We start from the raw sequence: 12,598 nt of genomic DNA, 5'->3' as shown, positions 1-12,598 counted from the left end.
CGGCCCAACGCACCCTGCTGCAAGCGCTGCGCAATCAGGTCTCAGCCGCCAACACCGTTCTCAACACCACCCAGCAGCAATCAACCACCCTGGCCGGCCAAGTCCGCTCGCTGGACTACCACACCGCCGGGGGCGCGACCGTTCCGGACGACCACATCCACCCTGTCGATGACAAGCATGGCTGGCCCGACCCGGCCGCTCCGGCGCCGGCGATCGATCCGCGCAACCCCTTTGTGGGCGATGAGCGGTTCGGCTACTGGGTAGACGCCGTTCCTCCGCCCTACGTGGGCAAGAACCCGCCCGACCCGTGGACGGGTCACCGGCCGTGGGATTCAGGGTTGGCGGGCGGGCCGACCGGCTTCTATGTCCCCGGCGGTAAGACGTGGGCGGACGACAATGCGCCGCCTTTTGCTGATCTGCAAGAGCAGTACAAGTTCCGCATTTCCGGGGTGGACTACACCCCCTACATGCGCATCGACCCTTCTGACGGGCATCGGCAGCAGTGGGTCCAGTACACCTATGAGTCCCAGCGGTTCACCCAGGTCAACCTGGGCGGTCCGGCTTGGGCCTCCAAGGGGCCCAATGAGATCACCGGGGAACTCGGCGGCACGGTCACCGGGGGTCTGGCCGGTATCAACCCACCGCCGCACATCGGTGACTGGAAACCGATCACTTTGCCGCAGATCGCATCGTTGTCGGCGGCCAATCCGACCGTGCAGTACTACATGCCCGACGGCTGTGGTGGGCAGTTCACGATCGTGAACGCGTCCCCTGTCGGCGGCTTGGCGCCCACGCCGACGATCCCGAGCATGATCGCCGCGCCGGAACCGCGCTAGCCGATCACCCAACGCTGACACCCCCAACACCTGGAGCAGGGTCCGGGCCGTGATCAGTTAGCGCCGTCGGGGTGCTGGTGGGCGGGTGATAATGCTGGTGTGTCGATTGAACAGGTGGCCGCGCAGACGTTGGCGGTGGTGCAGCGTTCCCGGGCGCTGTTCGGCGCCTCCGCCCAGCCGCCCGCCGCCGGTGAGCCCGCCCCGGAATCGGCCGCCCACACAGTCAGCGCGGCCGGCAGCCGCGCGGCGGTGATGTCCGGCGATCTGGTCAACGAGCACCGCGGCTTTGTCACCGACGCCGCCACCTGCCTGACCAGTAACAGCCACAGCGACACCAGCCTGTACCAAAGCCTCAGCAGCGCAGCGCTGCTCAATCAGACCGGCGCGCAACGACTCGATATCATCACCGACCAAACCCGCGCCCTGGCCCAATCCGCACCGGGCGTCCGCTCCCCCGCCGCCCAACGCACCCTGCTGCAAGCCCTGCGTAATCAGGTCTCGGCGGCCAATGCCGCGGTCAATACCACCCAGCAGCAATCATCCACCCTGGCCGGCCAAATCCGCGCCCTCGACTACCACAGCGGCGACCGGATCCAGGGCGCTGGCTTTGGCCAAGCCCCCCCGCCCGATTCCCCGAGCCAGGGGGACCCGCCGCCACACGGCAAAGACCCCCGCTACTGGATCGACGTCACCAAGATCATCCACGTCGGCGAAGGCGAGAAGGCGCCGTATGGCACCAAGCAGATCGGGCCCGGCCTGTGGTATCCCATCGATGACTCGATGTCGGGTCCCGCACCGGCCAAGTACCCCCTGGACAATGCCACGATTACCCGACTGGATCCCCACCAGCGGGGGCCGTACGGGACCACCGAGCTGGCTCCGGGGATTTTCGCCCCCGATCCTCGCCAATACCTGCAACCGCAACCACCGCCGCCGGCTCCCCAACAGCCGATTGACGTGCGCGACGTGATCCACGTCGGCGAAGGCGGCAAGGCCCCGTACGGATACTACGAATACCTGCCGGGCTGGTGGGCGCCACAGGTACCGGGTCCGCACTGAGGTCCCCATGCAACCAATCCCTAGACACCGCAACATTTGTCATGATGCGGCGCGCCCGGGGCCGAGGAATTTAGGTGATGTCGCGCCCGCCGGGCACACCCGAAGGCTCACGCGATCCGGCCGGGTCAGTCAATGCGTCACGGCATGGAGCCGCACTGTTCGTCCTTTATCCGGCACACAAAGGAGCGTTTGATGACTGGGTCTAGCCCGCGACTGCTCGCTGAACAGGTTTCGCCACCGCAAGGGATGCCGGCGCTGCCACCGGCGCGAGAGTTCTTGACATCAGCGGGCTTCGCGGGCGCGTTAGCAGTTCTTGCCGCCCTCATCGTCGCCGTCGTCGCTGCCGTTGCGGTGCGCGGCGCGACCAAACGGCACCGAGCGTTGGTGGAGCAGCAAGAAAGCCATCAGCGCGAGCTACGCGACGAACGGCGCCGCGCCGCGCGCATCCAGGAATGCCGAGAGAGGCTGGTCTGGGTGGTGGACAAGGGCAGCATCGAACCGGCGGCCAGTGAAGGCGCCACGGTGGGGCTAGGGCCGGAGTTGGCGTTGACGGTGCTGCAGGGCATCCACGACGACGCCGAAAAGCTGGGCGATGCCACGTTGGCGAAGGCCGCGGCGGTGCAGCTCGATCAGTTCTCGCGCGTACTGGCCCGCCAAAGCGGTGCACTGGCACAATTCGCGGCGCCGAATTCCGCGGCCCAAGAGGCGACACCTGGGGAGCGGGCCGCATCCGGCGCGGCCCCAGACGCCGCGCCCACCGCGACCGGTGAGCAGCCCAGCGCTCCGGCGCGCCAGGTCAGCACCGGCACCGGGGGAAGGCGCCGCCGGCAATGACGGCCCTGGTCCAACAGATCGAGGAACTGGGCGTCCAGGAGTGGGCGGCGCTGACCAAACGCTGCGCCGAAGCCGCCGTGGCCGCGGCAGCCCGCCAAGGTATCGCCCCCTCGGGGGCGGTCGCCGCGGTGGCCGCGATGAGTGAAGAGGAGCTCATCGAGCACCGCAACCGTTTCGGTCCAGCACCCAAGCGCCTGTCACCGGTGGCGCAATTGGTGCACGCTGATCAGCTGCGGGTGGTCGCCGAGCGCCAGGCGCAAAAAGCTGACCAAGATAGGCGGGATGCCGAAGCGGCTGCGGAGATGGCGCGCGCTGAGGCCGAGCGGTCGTCGCGCGCGGCCACCGCGGCGCGCGAGCTGGCCAGGGCGACAAAGACGGAAAGTGCACGCCAGGAGGCGCAGCGCGCCGAAGAACGGGCTGCGGCTCAACAGCGGTTGGACTTGCTGCGCGACGAGCTCGAACAGGTCCGCGCCGATGCGGCAGCCGAGGCTGCAGCGGCGCGAGAAGCGCTGCGCGCCGCCGAGGCTCGGGCCGAAGAACGGGCGGCCGAGCGCAGCGCGGAACGTGCGGCCGCCGAACAGACCATCCAGGAACTGCGCGCTGAGCTCGCCCGGGTGCGCGCCGACGCGGAGGCCGAGGTCGCAGCTGCTCAGGAGAAGGTTCGGGCGGCCGAGGAGCGGGCCGAGCAGCGCATCGCCGAACGTGCGAGCGAGCGCCAGGCCGCCGAACATCGCGTGGAGCAGGTGCGTGGCGAGCTGGAGCGGGTCCGCGCGGATGCCGAGGCGGCCGTGGCCGCCGCGCGTGGGCAGGCCAGCGGGGAGATTGCCGCTGCCCAGCAGACCGCGCAGGTGCAGATCGCGCAGGCGCGCAGCGCGGCGCAGGAGGCAATCGCTCGAGCGCACACTGAGGTTGAGGAGGTGCGCGCCGAGGCCAGCGCACATGTCGCCGAGGCCCGCCGACAGGCTGATGCGGCCATTGCCACCGCCCATGAGGCCGTGCACGCCGAGATCGCACGCGTTCACGCCGAGCGCGAGGAAATCCGCCGGGCCGCCGGGCTCAAAGACCCGGGTGCGGGGGACACGTTGTTGAGCATTCCCGTTCCTGCGGCTGGGATCCGCGCCTATACGGGGGCGATTGAAGATGCTTTGTCGACGGTGCGCGACGTCGATTATGTGCTTGAGGCCGCGGTGTCCGGGCGGGGCCGCCCGGAGGAGGGCACTGATGCGGAGCTGGTGCGCAGGCTGGTGGGCGCAGCCGCTGAGCAGGCCTGGCATCTGTCCGAAGAGTTGCGCACCCTCCCGACGCGCTTCAGTACGGCGTGGGATGTGCAGGCCGCCGAGAACTATGTGGCGGTCGCGGCTAATGCCTATGGCGCTCTGCTGCAACGGATTGAGGCCGCGGTCGAGCAGCTGCGGGTGAGCGGAGAATCCGAGCTGGTGCAGATCGTCACCGCGATGTTAGATGAGCATCCCTGGCGCAGAACGTGATTCGCACACTCCCGACGTTGTGCGCATAGCACGCTGAGCGGCTCCCGCCAGACAGCCAAGCGCGCGAGCATGAGTTCGTGGGCGTTTCGTGCAGCGGGGAAAGTTGTGCAGGTGGAGCACTCTGGCGGCCATACGCTAAGAAGGTCGGCTCCCGAGAAGGCTTGAACCACAGCCTCGATCGGACTGATGCATGCGGCGGGAAGGTGATCGATGGTTGCCCGGGGAACTACGAATGAGACGGGGGCGGTGCGGTTCTTTTGGACCTGGCTGTTCTTAGCGACCAGTGTCTCCGTCGCCGGCAACGTGACCCATGCAGTTTTGACGGCGCCACCAGGAACGGCTCGACTGGCCGGCGCGGCGGCCGTCGTGCCACCGGCTGTGCTTTTGGGGGCCACCCACTCGGTTGCCCTGCTCGTCAAGACTCGCCGGATCGGCGTTATCTACTGGTGTGCGCTGGCGATGACGTTTGCGCTGGCTGGATGCGCGTTCGTTCTGTCGTTTGACGCTCTGCGTGACCTGACGGTGATGCTGGGCATGCCAACGTCTCGGGCGTGGCTATGGCCGGTGTCCATCGACGTCTCCATCGCCAACTCGACATTGTCGCTGTTGTCGCTGTCTCCCCCCCGCCCCTTGGCGGCCGCGCAGCACCCCCAATCCGTTGTCGCCCCCGCGATCTCGGCGGCCACGACTGACCCCGTGCAGTCTCGGGCGGCGGGCTCTGTCCCCTCGGCCACCAGCAGTAGTGCCCCGGGCGATCGTCGACCCGCTCCCCCACCGCCGGCGCACGGGCCGGCGGCTTCTCCCCTGGCTACGCCGGATCAGCCGGGATGGCCGCAAGCCGAGGGAGCTCAACGGTCTCTGGCGGCGGTAGAGGCCGCGCCGGCTGTACCTGTCCAGGCCGCCGACATCAGACGGTGGCGTCCAGCGGCCGACGAACTCGTCCGCGACGGTGTGACGTCAAAGGATCCGGCGATCGTGGCGGCGGTGTTGGCTGAAAACGCGGCGGGAACCGCGCCGAGCACTATCGGGCGGCGCCACAATCTGCATCACAGCACGGTGGGACGCATCGTGGCCGGTGCGCACGATCGCGGGATGTTTAACCGGCGGATTGGCGTCGGACCCGCCCTGCGCAGCGGCGGAAATTTGGCTGAATCTCCGGCCTGCTGAGGATCGGTTCCTGGACGTCGCGGCAAGCGAGGGATTACTTTGCCGCGTATTCAAGCATGGGTTCGGAGAACACCTGGCCACTGGGCGACGTGATCGTGATGCCGGTGGGTCGCACCTGCTAGCGGGTTCCGTCGACCGGATTGGTCACGTCGATTCCGCCCGAAGACCGCACGGCGTTGGCTAGTTCAATGCTGGCACCGTCGCTGAGCCGGACGCCGCGGTAGTAGTGGTTGGCGGGTCCGACCTCACAGACAACGATCAAAGATTGCGTGGTGCGCCCCATCACCGCGGGGGTACTGCCGGGGTCACAACGACCGGTGGGATAGCCGACGAATCCGGGTAGCTACTCGCCTGAGTTGTTGCCCCGCAAGCGACGAAGTCGCCGACTATCTCCGCCGCCTTGCTGAAGGAGCCGTACGGGCTCCGCGTCGAGGAGTCCTCGGACAAACGGACTATCGGACGCTTCTGCGGCAACGTCACCTGCCGTCATTGACGGCGCACACCTCCTGATTCATAATGAATCAGGAGGTGTGCGCATGTCTACCGAATCCGCCAGCCAGACCATCGCCCAACGAGCCGAGCAGCGACTTGCGGCTATCGCGGCCCGCCGGCGTGTAGCCGATCGCGAACTCGAGCGCGAAATCTATGAAGCAGCCACCATCCAGGGCCTCAGTCAACGGCAGATCAGCGACCTGGTCGGCAATCAGTCCCAGGCCACGATCCAGCGCATTCTACGGCGCGTCAACGACGACCCCAGCCAGCTTGACGTCAAGCCGGCCGAGATCATCGACCGGCGCACCGCCGGACTCATCACCACCGAGCAGATGATGGACCAGCTCATGAACTGGCGTTACACCTTCGGGGGTGTGGTCCGTATCGGTGGTGTCGCCACCGACGCGTACATGACCGGTGACTGGGACGCCATCGAGATGGCCTTCTACCGGGGTCAACTCAGCGACGACGAATTCGAGCAGCTGGCCGACCGCCAACGCGATGCACCCCTTCCCTGATCTGCGTGCGCAAGTCGCTGCCCAGCTCACCGCCTTATCGGCTCCCGGAGCGCCTCTGCATCGTGATTCTGACCAAAGCACCGCACGCCTCTACGCGCGCGGCGACATCGCTCGGGCCCGGTTTCAGAAAGACACAATCGACTGGTATCTGAGCCAGGCCAATCCCCGTCTCGGCGGCCGCACCGCCATCGTCGCAGCGGGGCCACCCGGCGCCGGCAAGAGCGCCCTACTCAAGGCCCAGATCGCCGACCTCGATGAGTACCGCATCATCGACGCCGACATCGTCAAGGACCACCTCATCAGGCAAGCCGTCGCTGACGGGATCTACGACCGCCTGCTGGCCATGGCGCATTCGCCGACGGCCATGGGCTCGCGCCACGCGAATTGTCCGCACTGGTGCATGTGGAGTCGGTGCGCCTCGCCGAAGCCATCCGGCAAACGTGCACCGGCCTCAAGGAGAATGTGGTCATCGAGGGCACCCTCACCTGGCATCTCCAGGGCCCCAACATCTTTCGCGAGCTCGCCGACAACGACTACTTCGACGTCGAGGTGTATGGCATCGATATCGAAGAAGAGGAAGCCCACCAAAGCGCCCTCGACCGTTGGTGGAAACTCCGTCTCGAATGGGCCAAGGGTCAAGACCCGCTCGGCGGCCGGTTCACCCCGGCCGACGCGATCGACATATGCTACCCAGCCCCCGGCGCCGAATCCGTCTGCACCACCAACGCCAAGAACTTCATCAACACCGCGATCCAGACCTGGGAAATCCCGCGCGTACACGTGACAATCCTGCGCCGAGCCGCAACGGGCCCAATGGAAGTCATCTACGAAAGGTCCTACTTCCAGTGATGGTCCCGTGGTCCGAGCTCGAACCCGACCAAGCTGAAACGCTTCTGCTGTCCTGCTCTACAACGAGCACCGCCGAGCGGTGCTCGTGCCCGATCGAAACACGTGAAATGTGTCGCACATCTGCCCGTGAACAAGGTTGTGGATGGTCGCCGTGCTTTGTTAGGGGGACTAACGTGGTCCGATCTGTCGCTTAGCGCTCGGATTCCTAGCCGTCCGCATAGGTCAGCACACGCGGGCTACCACCGGCGCGCGTCGTCAAAGTACGAACGGAGCCCCCGAAGAAACGGTTTGTCATGTCACCCCAGGTCAGTCGCGGGTTCATTCGGTCGTCTCGTCGGGCGGGCTGACGTTTTTCGGAGCCGATTCTCCGGGTATGTGTCTCCTGTTTGAGCTTTTGGGGAAGATAGCTTTCTCCAGAGTGGATTCGAACCCGACGCCGAGCAGCAGCGCCGTCCAAAATCCGGGGTTCGTGGCTGATTTCTGGTGATACAGCGCGGCAACCACCACTGCACCAAAGACGCTGACAATGAACAGCAGCCCGTACTTGCGTACCGTCGGTTTGACCCAGCTCGGCCACCTGCCTTGTTCAGCGGGAAACTCTTTGCGGACCGCCTGAAATAGTGTCGGCCAAGCTATCGCGATCGCAACGCCCAGCGCGATCGAACCAAGGAACGCGGCATCCGATGCAGTCATTGGGGCCTCCAGGAATCGTCGCCGGCGGGGAAAAGACCCGCCGTGAGGGGTGTTTCGGGAATATCGGTGGCCGCGTGGACGGAGGTGAGCCGCCAGCGCGGGCCGTCCGAGCGAGACCGCCGATCGACCAATGTCACGAACACCGGCCTCATAAAGGTCTGCGTGACAGCGCTCGACGCTTCGTAGTAGCCGAAGCTTGCCTGCAATCGCTCGTCCTCGCGGATCTCTCCGCCGTGGGCGGCGAAGATCTCTGATGCCACCTGTTGAGGATCTCGCCACCGGCCGTGAACAGCCGCGCCACGGATGTGCAGAGCAATCTCTACGAGGCGGGCCGAGCGATAGTAGGTGATGCGACCGCCCGGCCCGACGGGTAAGAAGCCGTCAACCGGAAACCAGTACTCGGCGGTCACCAAGGACCCGACGGCATCGGGGCGTTGCCCGTCGTCGTCCCCATCGGGATCTCCATCCGGCAGGCTCATCTCAGGGGTGCGCCCGTCTGTGGCGACGGCGGCGACGGCTAGTTGTCGGAAGAGGTCGGGTCCGATGTCTGCGAGGCCCGGGCTGGCGCCGAACCGCACGCGCATGCCGCCGGCGCGTTCCCGGAACTTTATCGCCCGAAGCGGGCCCACGCCGATTTCGGCGATTCGGCCGGTCAGCTCATCGAAGAGTTGGTGTGACGGCATCAATTCATATGCGCGGGGTGGCATTTCCGCGGACTGCCGCTGTCGTATCCATCGAGTGACGGAGCCTGGGTCCGGCTCAATCGTGGTCCAGATCAATGACAGACCTCCGCTCTGATCGCCGGTATACCAGCGGATCGCGGGGTCGGCAGATGCGAGATCCGCATCTCATGAAGTGCCCAGTCGGCGTCGGCAGGGTCGTCGCCGAGTCCGATCGCGATCGCTCGATCTCGGCCGGGGTAGCTGTTGGCATGGACGGCGCGTAACCACGCGGGCCCAATGGGGTCGCCTGCGAGTATCGAGTCGGCGAAGTCCTGGCCGCGCAACGTGGAGTCGAGGGCACTCGTTGCCGGCGATGCGAAGCCCAACACCAGCCTCAGCTGTGGTCCCGCGGTTCGCCACGCTTTGTGCCACTGCGGGTCTGCCAAGTCGATGAGGTCGCATGTGTCAAATACTGCGACAGAAGGGCCGGCGGCGCCGAAGTTGCCGCTGGGCACGAGCCACTCGCCGCTGTGAAGGATGAATTTGTAGGTCGACGATCCCCGGGAGTACTCACCGTGTGACGCGACGTAGAGGAGGTCAATCGAATCCGCGATCGCATTCGCGGTCCCGTCAAGATCTCGGGCAGTCAGTCGCTCATCGAAGGTAAAGAATCGCAGGTGGCTCCCGCGGGCGAGCATTGCGTCGGCGACGAACGAGGGCGACCGGTATGCGTAGCGGAGCTGACGGTAGGTGAACTTTCTAATCAGGCTGCCCGGAAAGTGCGTGGACCACCCCACACCCACCGTGATGCTGGCTGGCATAGCTACGTCCCGTTCCGTCGGTCGGCCGGACCTAGAATAATTCGGCCGTGTCCACCGCGCGCACAGATCCCGAACTTCTGTGAGACCGCCCCGCCGCGCCAATTGTCGCCGCCGAGAGAACGTCCCCGAGGAACACGACGGCTATCCCCAACTCGCCCAGTCCCGGTAGGCGTCGTGGCGCCGCCGACCAGGCAGCGATGAACTCCCCCGAACAGTTCCCGACCTTCTCGCCGAAGTCATCGCCTTGGCCAAACGCGCGATCACCGCGGATCTCACCGGCATGACCGGGAGCCCCGACGACGGGACATAACGGTAGGAACATTCGAAGCGACTCATACCGCCGAATCAGCTCGAATGGCGTTGCCGCCTATTCGGCGATTATGACCAAGAATCGAGCGGACTTGACCAGTTTCAGCCTGAATCTGTGAGAAGCTAAAACGGTCATCTACCAGCGCGAACTAGCGCATTTTGAGAACAGCCCGGACCCCCAGATTCCAAAATCCCTAGGTGTCGGTCTGGCAGCGTAAGTTGAGGCGTGTCGTCAAGGACGATTGCTGGCGTGGTCATCTCGTCCCAATTGCACCAAGCCGGTGGGAGGGGTCTTCCAGTCGAGATGGGGAAAGTCTTCGGCGGACGTGAGCCTCGAACGACGAGACCTTCTCGGCGCTGACGAACATGCGGTGAACTGTGCCGCCGTTGGTGCAGCGCGTGTCATCGCTACTGGGCCACCGAGGCAACGTGATGCCTGGCGCTGGCTGATCAGGCAGAGGGCCCGGGCCCTACCAGGGCGATCGTCGCCGTCTGCTAAGCGCCCAACAAGCCATGGCGATAGGCGCTGCGGAGGATTGCGGCCGAATTGTGCTTTTCTTGCCTCACATACCCGGCCGCGGTGAACCGGCGCGAGCCGGATGCTGGTGTCGAGGACTGCTGGGGTTAGGAGGCCTGCGGGACGAGGGTACGCAGGCTTAGATCGCGCATGAGCGAGGGGAGGCTGACGCCTTGGCGGTCGGCTTCTCGTTGCAGCGCTTGGAGGTCTTCTTCGGTAAAGCGCACCAGGACTTTGCCTGTCAGCTTGCGCTGCTCGCTGTTGCTCACCTTGTCCCTCCGGCGCTTCGGCGGTGTCGTCTCCGCTGGGTGTGATGTCGTTAGTTTAGAGCATTTGTGTCGTTAAGTACCGGCATCTAGGCCCACATTGCGCGGCCATGTCGTTATGATGTTGCTAATTAGCAGCATATGGCCTTTTCGGGAGTAGGGCGATCGCGCGCCGGGGTTACTGACGATGACACAGCCCAAGCAGCCGCCGCCGGGTGTGGAAACCACACCGGGCGGTGCGGTGGTGTCGCTGTCGGAAGCCGCCAAACGGCTGGGCAAGGACCCGCGCACGATCATCCGGGCGATTAAGGCCGGCGAGATTCGGGGTGGGGCGATGCCCCGTCCGGAGCGGTTGCGTTGGTATGTCTACACCGACGAGCTGCCGCCGCTAACGGTCACGGCTCCTCCCCCGCCGCCGGTCACGGTGGTCGATGATCTCCGGGCTCAGATTGTGTCGCTGAGTGAAGCCAACCGGCTGCTGATCGCCGCGCAGCAAGACCTGCTGGATGCCGATCGCGCCACAAGCGAGGCGGCCGACAAATACCGTGCCGTCGCGCGCAACTACTTGGATGCGTTGGCGCAATTCATGACGCCGGGCAATCTGGGCGACCTGGCCGGCCAGCTCTGATCCTCGAAGCGGTTCGCGCGCTGAGTGGAACTCACCGCATCGACCGGCGATGACCCAATGTAGTTGCGGCGCTGGGCCCTTCGGGTGAGGACGTGATACGGCGTCGAATCGTCACGGTGACGATGCGGCTGACGTGTCAGATGGGAGCGGGTTGGTCGGACAGCACTGTGAGCAGCGCTTTGATGCCGTCGGGCCCGAGCTGGGTGCGCAGCGCCTCGGCGAGAAGCTGCGGCTGTGAGGGGAATTGGCGCAGTGCGCTGGCGATGATCCGCGCCGGGCTGGGCACGCGGGTGTCGGTGCTGGTGCCGGGCGGGGGTGGGTCGGTGTTGCGTTCCTGTGCGGCCCGCCATCGCGCGACTTGCTCCTCGAGGGGCACGAGCGCGAGGTTGCGGGCTTCGCGGATGGCCAGTTCGCCGCGGCGTAAGGCGGCTTGCAGCTCGGGGGCCAGCCCTAGTAGCGCGCGCCGCTGGGAGACCCAGGCTTGAGTTCTTCGTAAGCGGGTGGCCGCCTCGGCGGCGCTGCCGCATTCGGTGACCAAGGCCTGCACAGCTTTGGCTTCTTCGATGACGTCGAAGTCTTTTCGGTCGACGTTTTCCGCGATCGAGGCCGAGATCAGGGTGATGCGGTCGCGGGCGACGTCGTCGTTGACCACAATGGCCAGATCGGTGCGGCCGTACTTGTGGGCGGCGGCGAGCCGGCGGCAGCCGTTGATGACGACGAAGCGGGCGGTGATGACATCGTCGGGGTAGAGCCTGAGGTAGGCGTTTTTCGTGACGACGACGACGGGTTGCAGTTGCATGTCGGCGATCGATTCCAGGTCGGACAGATCGCCGAGGTCGTCGCGCGGGTTGCGTGGGTTGGGCGTCAGGTCGGTTAGCGGCGTCGTGCGACTGGGCATCGCGCTGAGCTGCTCGACCGGTGATCTGTCGCCGACGGAGCTGGTGAGGCTCGCGAGGTTGGTGCGTTGTCCGCGGGCCATCAGCGAGCACCCCCGACGTTGAGTTCGAGGGCGAACTTGTAGAAGTCCTCGCGGGCTTGCAGCGCTACCCGGTTGACCGGGTATTCGGTCACCACTTGTCCGTCGGCGCTCGCGCGGGCGTGCAGTTTGTAGTGGCGGATCACGGTGTGGGCCAGCGGCCAGCCGTTGTTTTTGACGAATTCTTTGGTCTCGTTGAGGTCGTGGGCGCCGTCGCGGGGGTCCCAGTTGTTGATGACGACGGTGTAGGGGATGCGCCGGGGTTGGACGACTTTGGTGATGGTGCGTGCGGTCGGGTCGAAGCTGAGCGGCTCGGTTTCGATGGGCACGATGACGCGGTCGGCGACATCGAGAACGACCCGCAAGGCGTCGGCGGCGGGCCCGCGGCCCAGTGGGTCGCCGGCGTCGTCGCCGGCGTCGAGGTCGATCCATCCAGGGGTGTCGACGTAGACGTGTTGGATACCGGGCAGCTCTCCGAGGCGTT

General features: G+C 65.9%; 14 protein-coding genes and 2 pseudogenes. 9 read left to right on the top strand and 7 right to left on the bottom strand.

Features of this window, described 5'->3' with window-relative positions; all coding sequences use genetic code 11:
- The 6 genes and pseudogenes from HMPREF0591_RS21215 to HMPREF0591_RS34035 form a co-directional block, all read left to right on the top strand.
- A pseudogene (locus HMPREF0591_RS21215) lies at positions 1 to 836 on the top strand (hypothetical protein); the annotation flags it as partial.
- A 99-nt stretch (positions 837 to 935) separates the two neighbouring features.
- A complete protein-coding gene (locus HMPREF0591_RS34045) occupies positions 936 to 1,895 on the top strand; it encodes a DUF4226 domain-containing protein (RefSeq protein WP_007170696.1) in 960 nt (319 codons plus the stop codon).
- A gap of 192 nt (positions 1,896 to 2,087) precedes the next feature.
- The gene (locus HMPREF0591_RS21205; RefSeq protein WP_244269045.1) at positions 2,088 to 2,729 is read left to right on the top strand and encodes a hypothetical protein; all 642 of its coding nucleotides are present in this window, start codon (positions 2,088 to 2,090) and stop codon (positions 2,727 to 2,729) included.
- The gene (locus HMPREF0591_RS21200; RefSeq protein ID WP_007170693.1) at positions 2,726 to 4,216 is read left to right on the top strand and encodes a coiled-coil domain-containing protein; all 1,491 of its coding nucleotides are present in this window, start codon (positions 2,726 to 2,728) and stop codon (positions 4,214 to 4,216) included. The genes HMPREF0591_RS21205 and HMPREF0591_RS21200 overlap by 4 nt, the downstream gene beginning before the upstream one ends.
- Before the next feature lie 210 nt (positions 4,217 to 4,426).
- Positions 4,427 to 4,819: pseudogene (locus tag HMPREF0591_RS34575) on the top strand (DUF2637 domain-containing protein); the annotation flags it as partial.
- A 372-nt stretch (positions 4,820 to 5,191) separates the two neighbouring features.
- Positions 5,192 to 5,383 carry a hypothetical protein gene (locus HMPREF0591_RS34035; RefSeq protein ID WP_244269058.1) on the top strand — a complete coding sequence of 64 codons (192 nt, stop codon included), beginning with the start codon at positions 5,192 to 5,194 and terminating at the stop codon, positions 5,381 to 5,383.
- Positions 5,384 to 5,501: 118 nt separating this feature from the next.
- Here HMPREF0591_RS34035 and HMPREF0591_RS32470 read toward each other — a convergent pair whose 3' ends face one another.
- Entirely contained in the window at positions 5,502 to 5,666 is a 165-nt protein-coding gene (locus HMPREF0591_RS32470) for a hypothetical protein (RefSeq protein WP_157137533.1), read from the bottom strand.
- A gap of 253 nt (positions 5,667 to 5,919) precedes the next feature.
- On the opposite strand from HMPREF0591_RS32470, the gene HMPREF0591_RS21190 reads away from it, so the two are divergent.
- A complete protein-coding gene (locus HMPREF0591_RS21190) occupies positions 5,920 to 6,393 on the top strand; it encodes a hypothetical protein (protein WP_007170690.1) in 474 nt (157 codons plus the stop codon).
- Between the two features lie 396 nt (positions 6,394 to 6,789).
- Positions 6,790 to 7,242 (top strand): zeta toxin family protein, encoded by a 453-nt coding sequence (locus tag HMPREF0591_RS34030; RefSeq protein ID WP_244269043.1) that lies wholly within the window; start codon positions 6,790 to 6,792, stop codon positions 7,240 to 7,242.
- Positions 7,243 to 7,560: 318 nt separating this feature from the next.
- Here HMPREF0591_RS34030 and HMPREF0591_RS32465 read toward each other — a convergent pair whose 3' ends face one another.
- The 4 genes from HMPREF0591_RS32465 to HMPREF0591_RS32460 all read right to left on the bottom strand — a co-directional run bounded on the left by HMPREF0591_RS32465 (position 7,561) and on the right by HMPREF0591_RS32460 (position 10,513).
- Positions 7,561 to 7,935 (bottom strand): hypothetical protein, encoded by a 375-nt coding sequence (locus HMPREF0591_RS32465; protein ID WP_007170687.1) that lies wholly within the window; start codon positions 7,933 to 7,935, stop codon positions 7,561 to 7,563.
- Positions 7,932 to 8,618: a hypothetical protein gene (locus tag HMPREF0591_RS21180; protein WP_007170686.1), complete on the bottom strand. Its 687-nt coding sequence runs from the start codon at positions 8,616 to 8,618 to the stop codon at positions 7,932 to 7,934. The genes HMPREF0591_RS32465 and HMPREF0591_RS21180 overlap by 4 nt, the downstream gene beginning before the upstream one ends.
- Before the next feature lie 92 nt (positions 8,619 to 8,710).
- On the bottom strand, positions 8,711 to 9,418 hold the full coding sequence (locus tag HMPREF0591_RS21175; RefSeq protein WP_007170685.1) for a DUF6345 domain-containing protein: 708 nt from the start codon (positions 9,416 to 9,418) through the stop codon (positions 8,711 to 8,713).
- A gap of 933 nt (positions 9,419 to 10,351) precedes the next feature.
- Positions 10,352 to 10,513 carry a hypothetical protein gene (locus HMPREF0591_RS32460; protein WP_007170684.1) on the bottom strand — a complete coding sequence of 54 codons (162 nt, stop codon included), beginning with the start codon at positions 10,511 to 10,513 and terminating at the stop codon, positions 10,352 to 10,354.
- Positions 10,514 to 10,697: 184 nt separating this feature from the next.
- Here HMPREF0591_RS32460 and HMPREF0591_RS21170 point away from each other — a divergent pair, with 184 nt between their 5' ends.
- Positions 10,698 to 11,138 (top strand): MerR family transcriptional regulator, encoded by a 441-nt coding sequence (locus HMPREF0591_RS21170; protein ID WP_007170683.1) that lies wholly within the window; start codon positions 10,698 to 10,700, stop codon positions 11,136 to 11,138.
- Between the two features lie 136 nt (positions 11,139 to 11,274).
- Here the strand turns inward: HMPREF0591_RS21170 and HMPREF0591_RS21165 are convergent, their stop codons facing one another.
- The gene (locus HMPREF0591_RS21165; RefSeq protein WP_007170682.1) at positions 11,275 to 12,117 is read right to left on the bottom strand and encodes a ParB/RepB/Spo0J family partition protein; all 843 of its coding nucleotides are present in this window, start codon (positions 12,115 to 12,117) and stop codon (positions 11,275 to 11,277) included.
- Positions 12,117 to 12,598, bottom strand: a 482-nt coding sequence (locus HMPREF0591_RS21160) for a ParA family protein (RefSeq protein WP_007170681.1), incomplete at its 5' end; no start/stop codon positions are given. The genes HMPREF0591_RS21165 and HMPREF0591_RS21160, both read right to left, overlap by 1 nt.

The sequence above is a fragment of the Mycobacterium parascrofulaceum ATCC BAA-614 genome, from assembly GCF_000164135.1.
GTDB lineage: Bacteria > Actinomycetota > Actinomycetes > Mycobacteriales > Mycobacteriaceae > Mycobacterium > Mycobacterium parascrofulaceum.
Note: the sequence above shows the minus strand (reverse complement) of the source record. Positions and strands in the feature narration are given on the sequence as shown.

Excerpts from the sequence above, each read along its gene's own strand:
- HMPREF0591_RS32470 (WP_157137533.1), bottom strand. The coding sequence starts at position 5,666 with ATGGGGCGCACCACGCAATCTTTGATCGTTGTCTGTGAGGTCGGACCC.
- HMPREF0591_RS21170 (WP_007170683.1), top strand. The coding sequence starts at position 10,698 with ATGACACAGCCCAAGCAGCCGCCGCCGGGTGTGGAAACCACACCGGGC.
- HMPREF0591_RS21175 (WP_007170685.1), bottom strand. The coding sequence starts at position 9,418 with ATGCCAGCCAGCATCACGGTGGGTGTGGGGTGGTCCACGCACTTTCCG.
- HMPREF0591_RS21205 (WP_244269045.1), top strand. The coding sequence starts at position 2,088 with ATGACTGGGTCTAGCCCGCGACTGCTCGCTGAACAGGTTTCGCCACCG.
- HMPREF0591_RS21165 (WP_007170682.1), bottom strand. The coding sequence starts at position 12,117 with ATGGCCCGCGGACAACGCACCAACCTCGCGAGCCTCACCAGCTCCGTC.
- HMPREF0591_RS32465 (WP_007170687.1), bottom strand. The coding sequence starts at position 7,935 with ATGACTGCATCGGATGCCGCGTTCCTTGGTTCGATCGCGCTGGGCGTT.
- HMPREF0591_RS21180 (WP_007170686.1), bottom strand. The coding sequence starts at position 8,618 with ATGCCGTCACACCAACTCTTCGATGAGCTGACCGGCCGAATCGCCGAA.
- HMPREF0591_RS21190 (WP_007170690.1), top strand. The coding sequence starts at position 5,920 with ATGTCTACCGAATCCGCCAGCCAGACCATCGCCCAACGAGCCGAGCAG.
- HMPREF0591_RS21200 (WP_007170693.1), top strand. The coding sequence starts at position 2,726 with ATGACGGCCCTGGTCCAACAGATCGAGGAACTGGGCGTCCAGGAGTGG.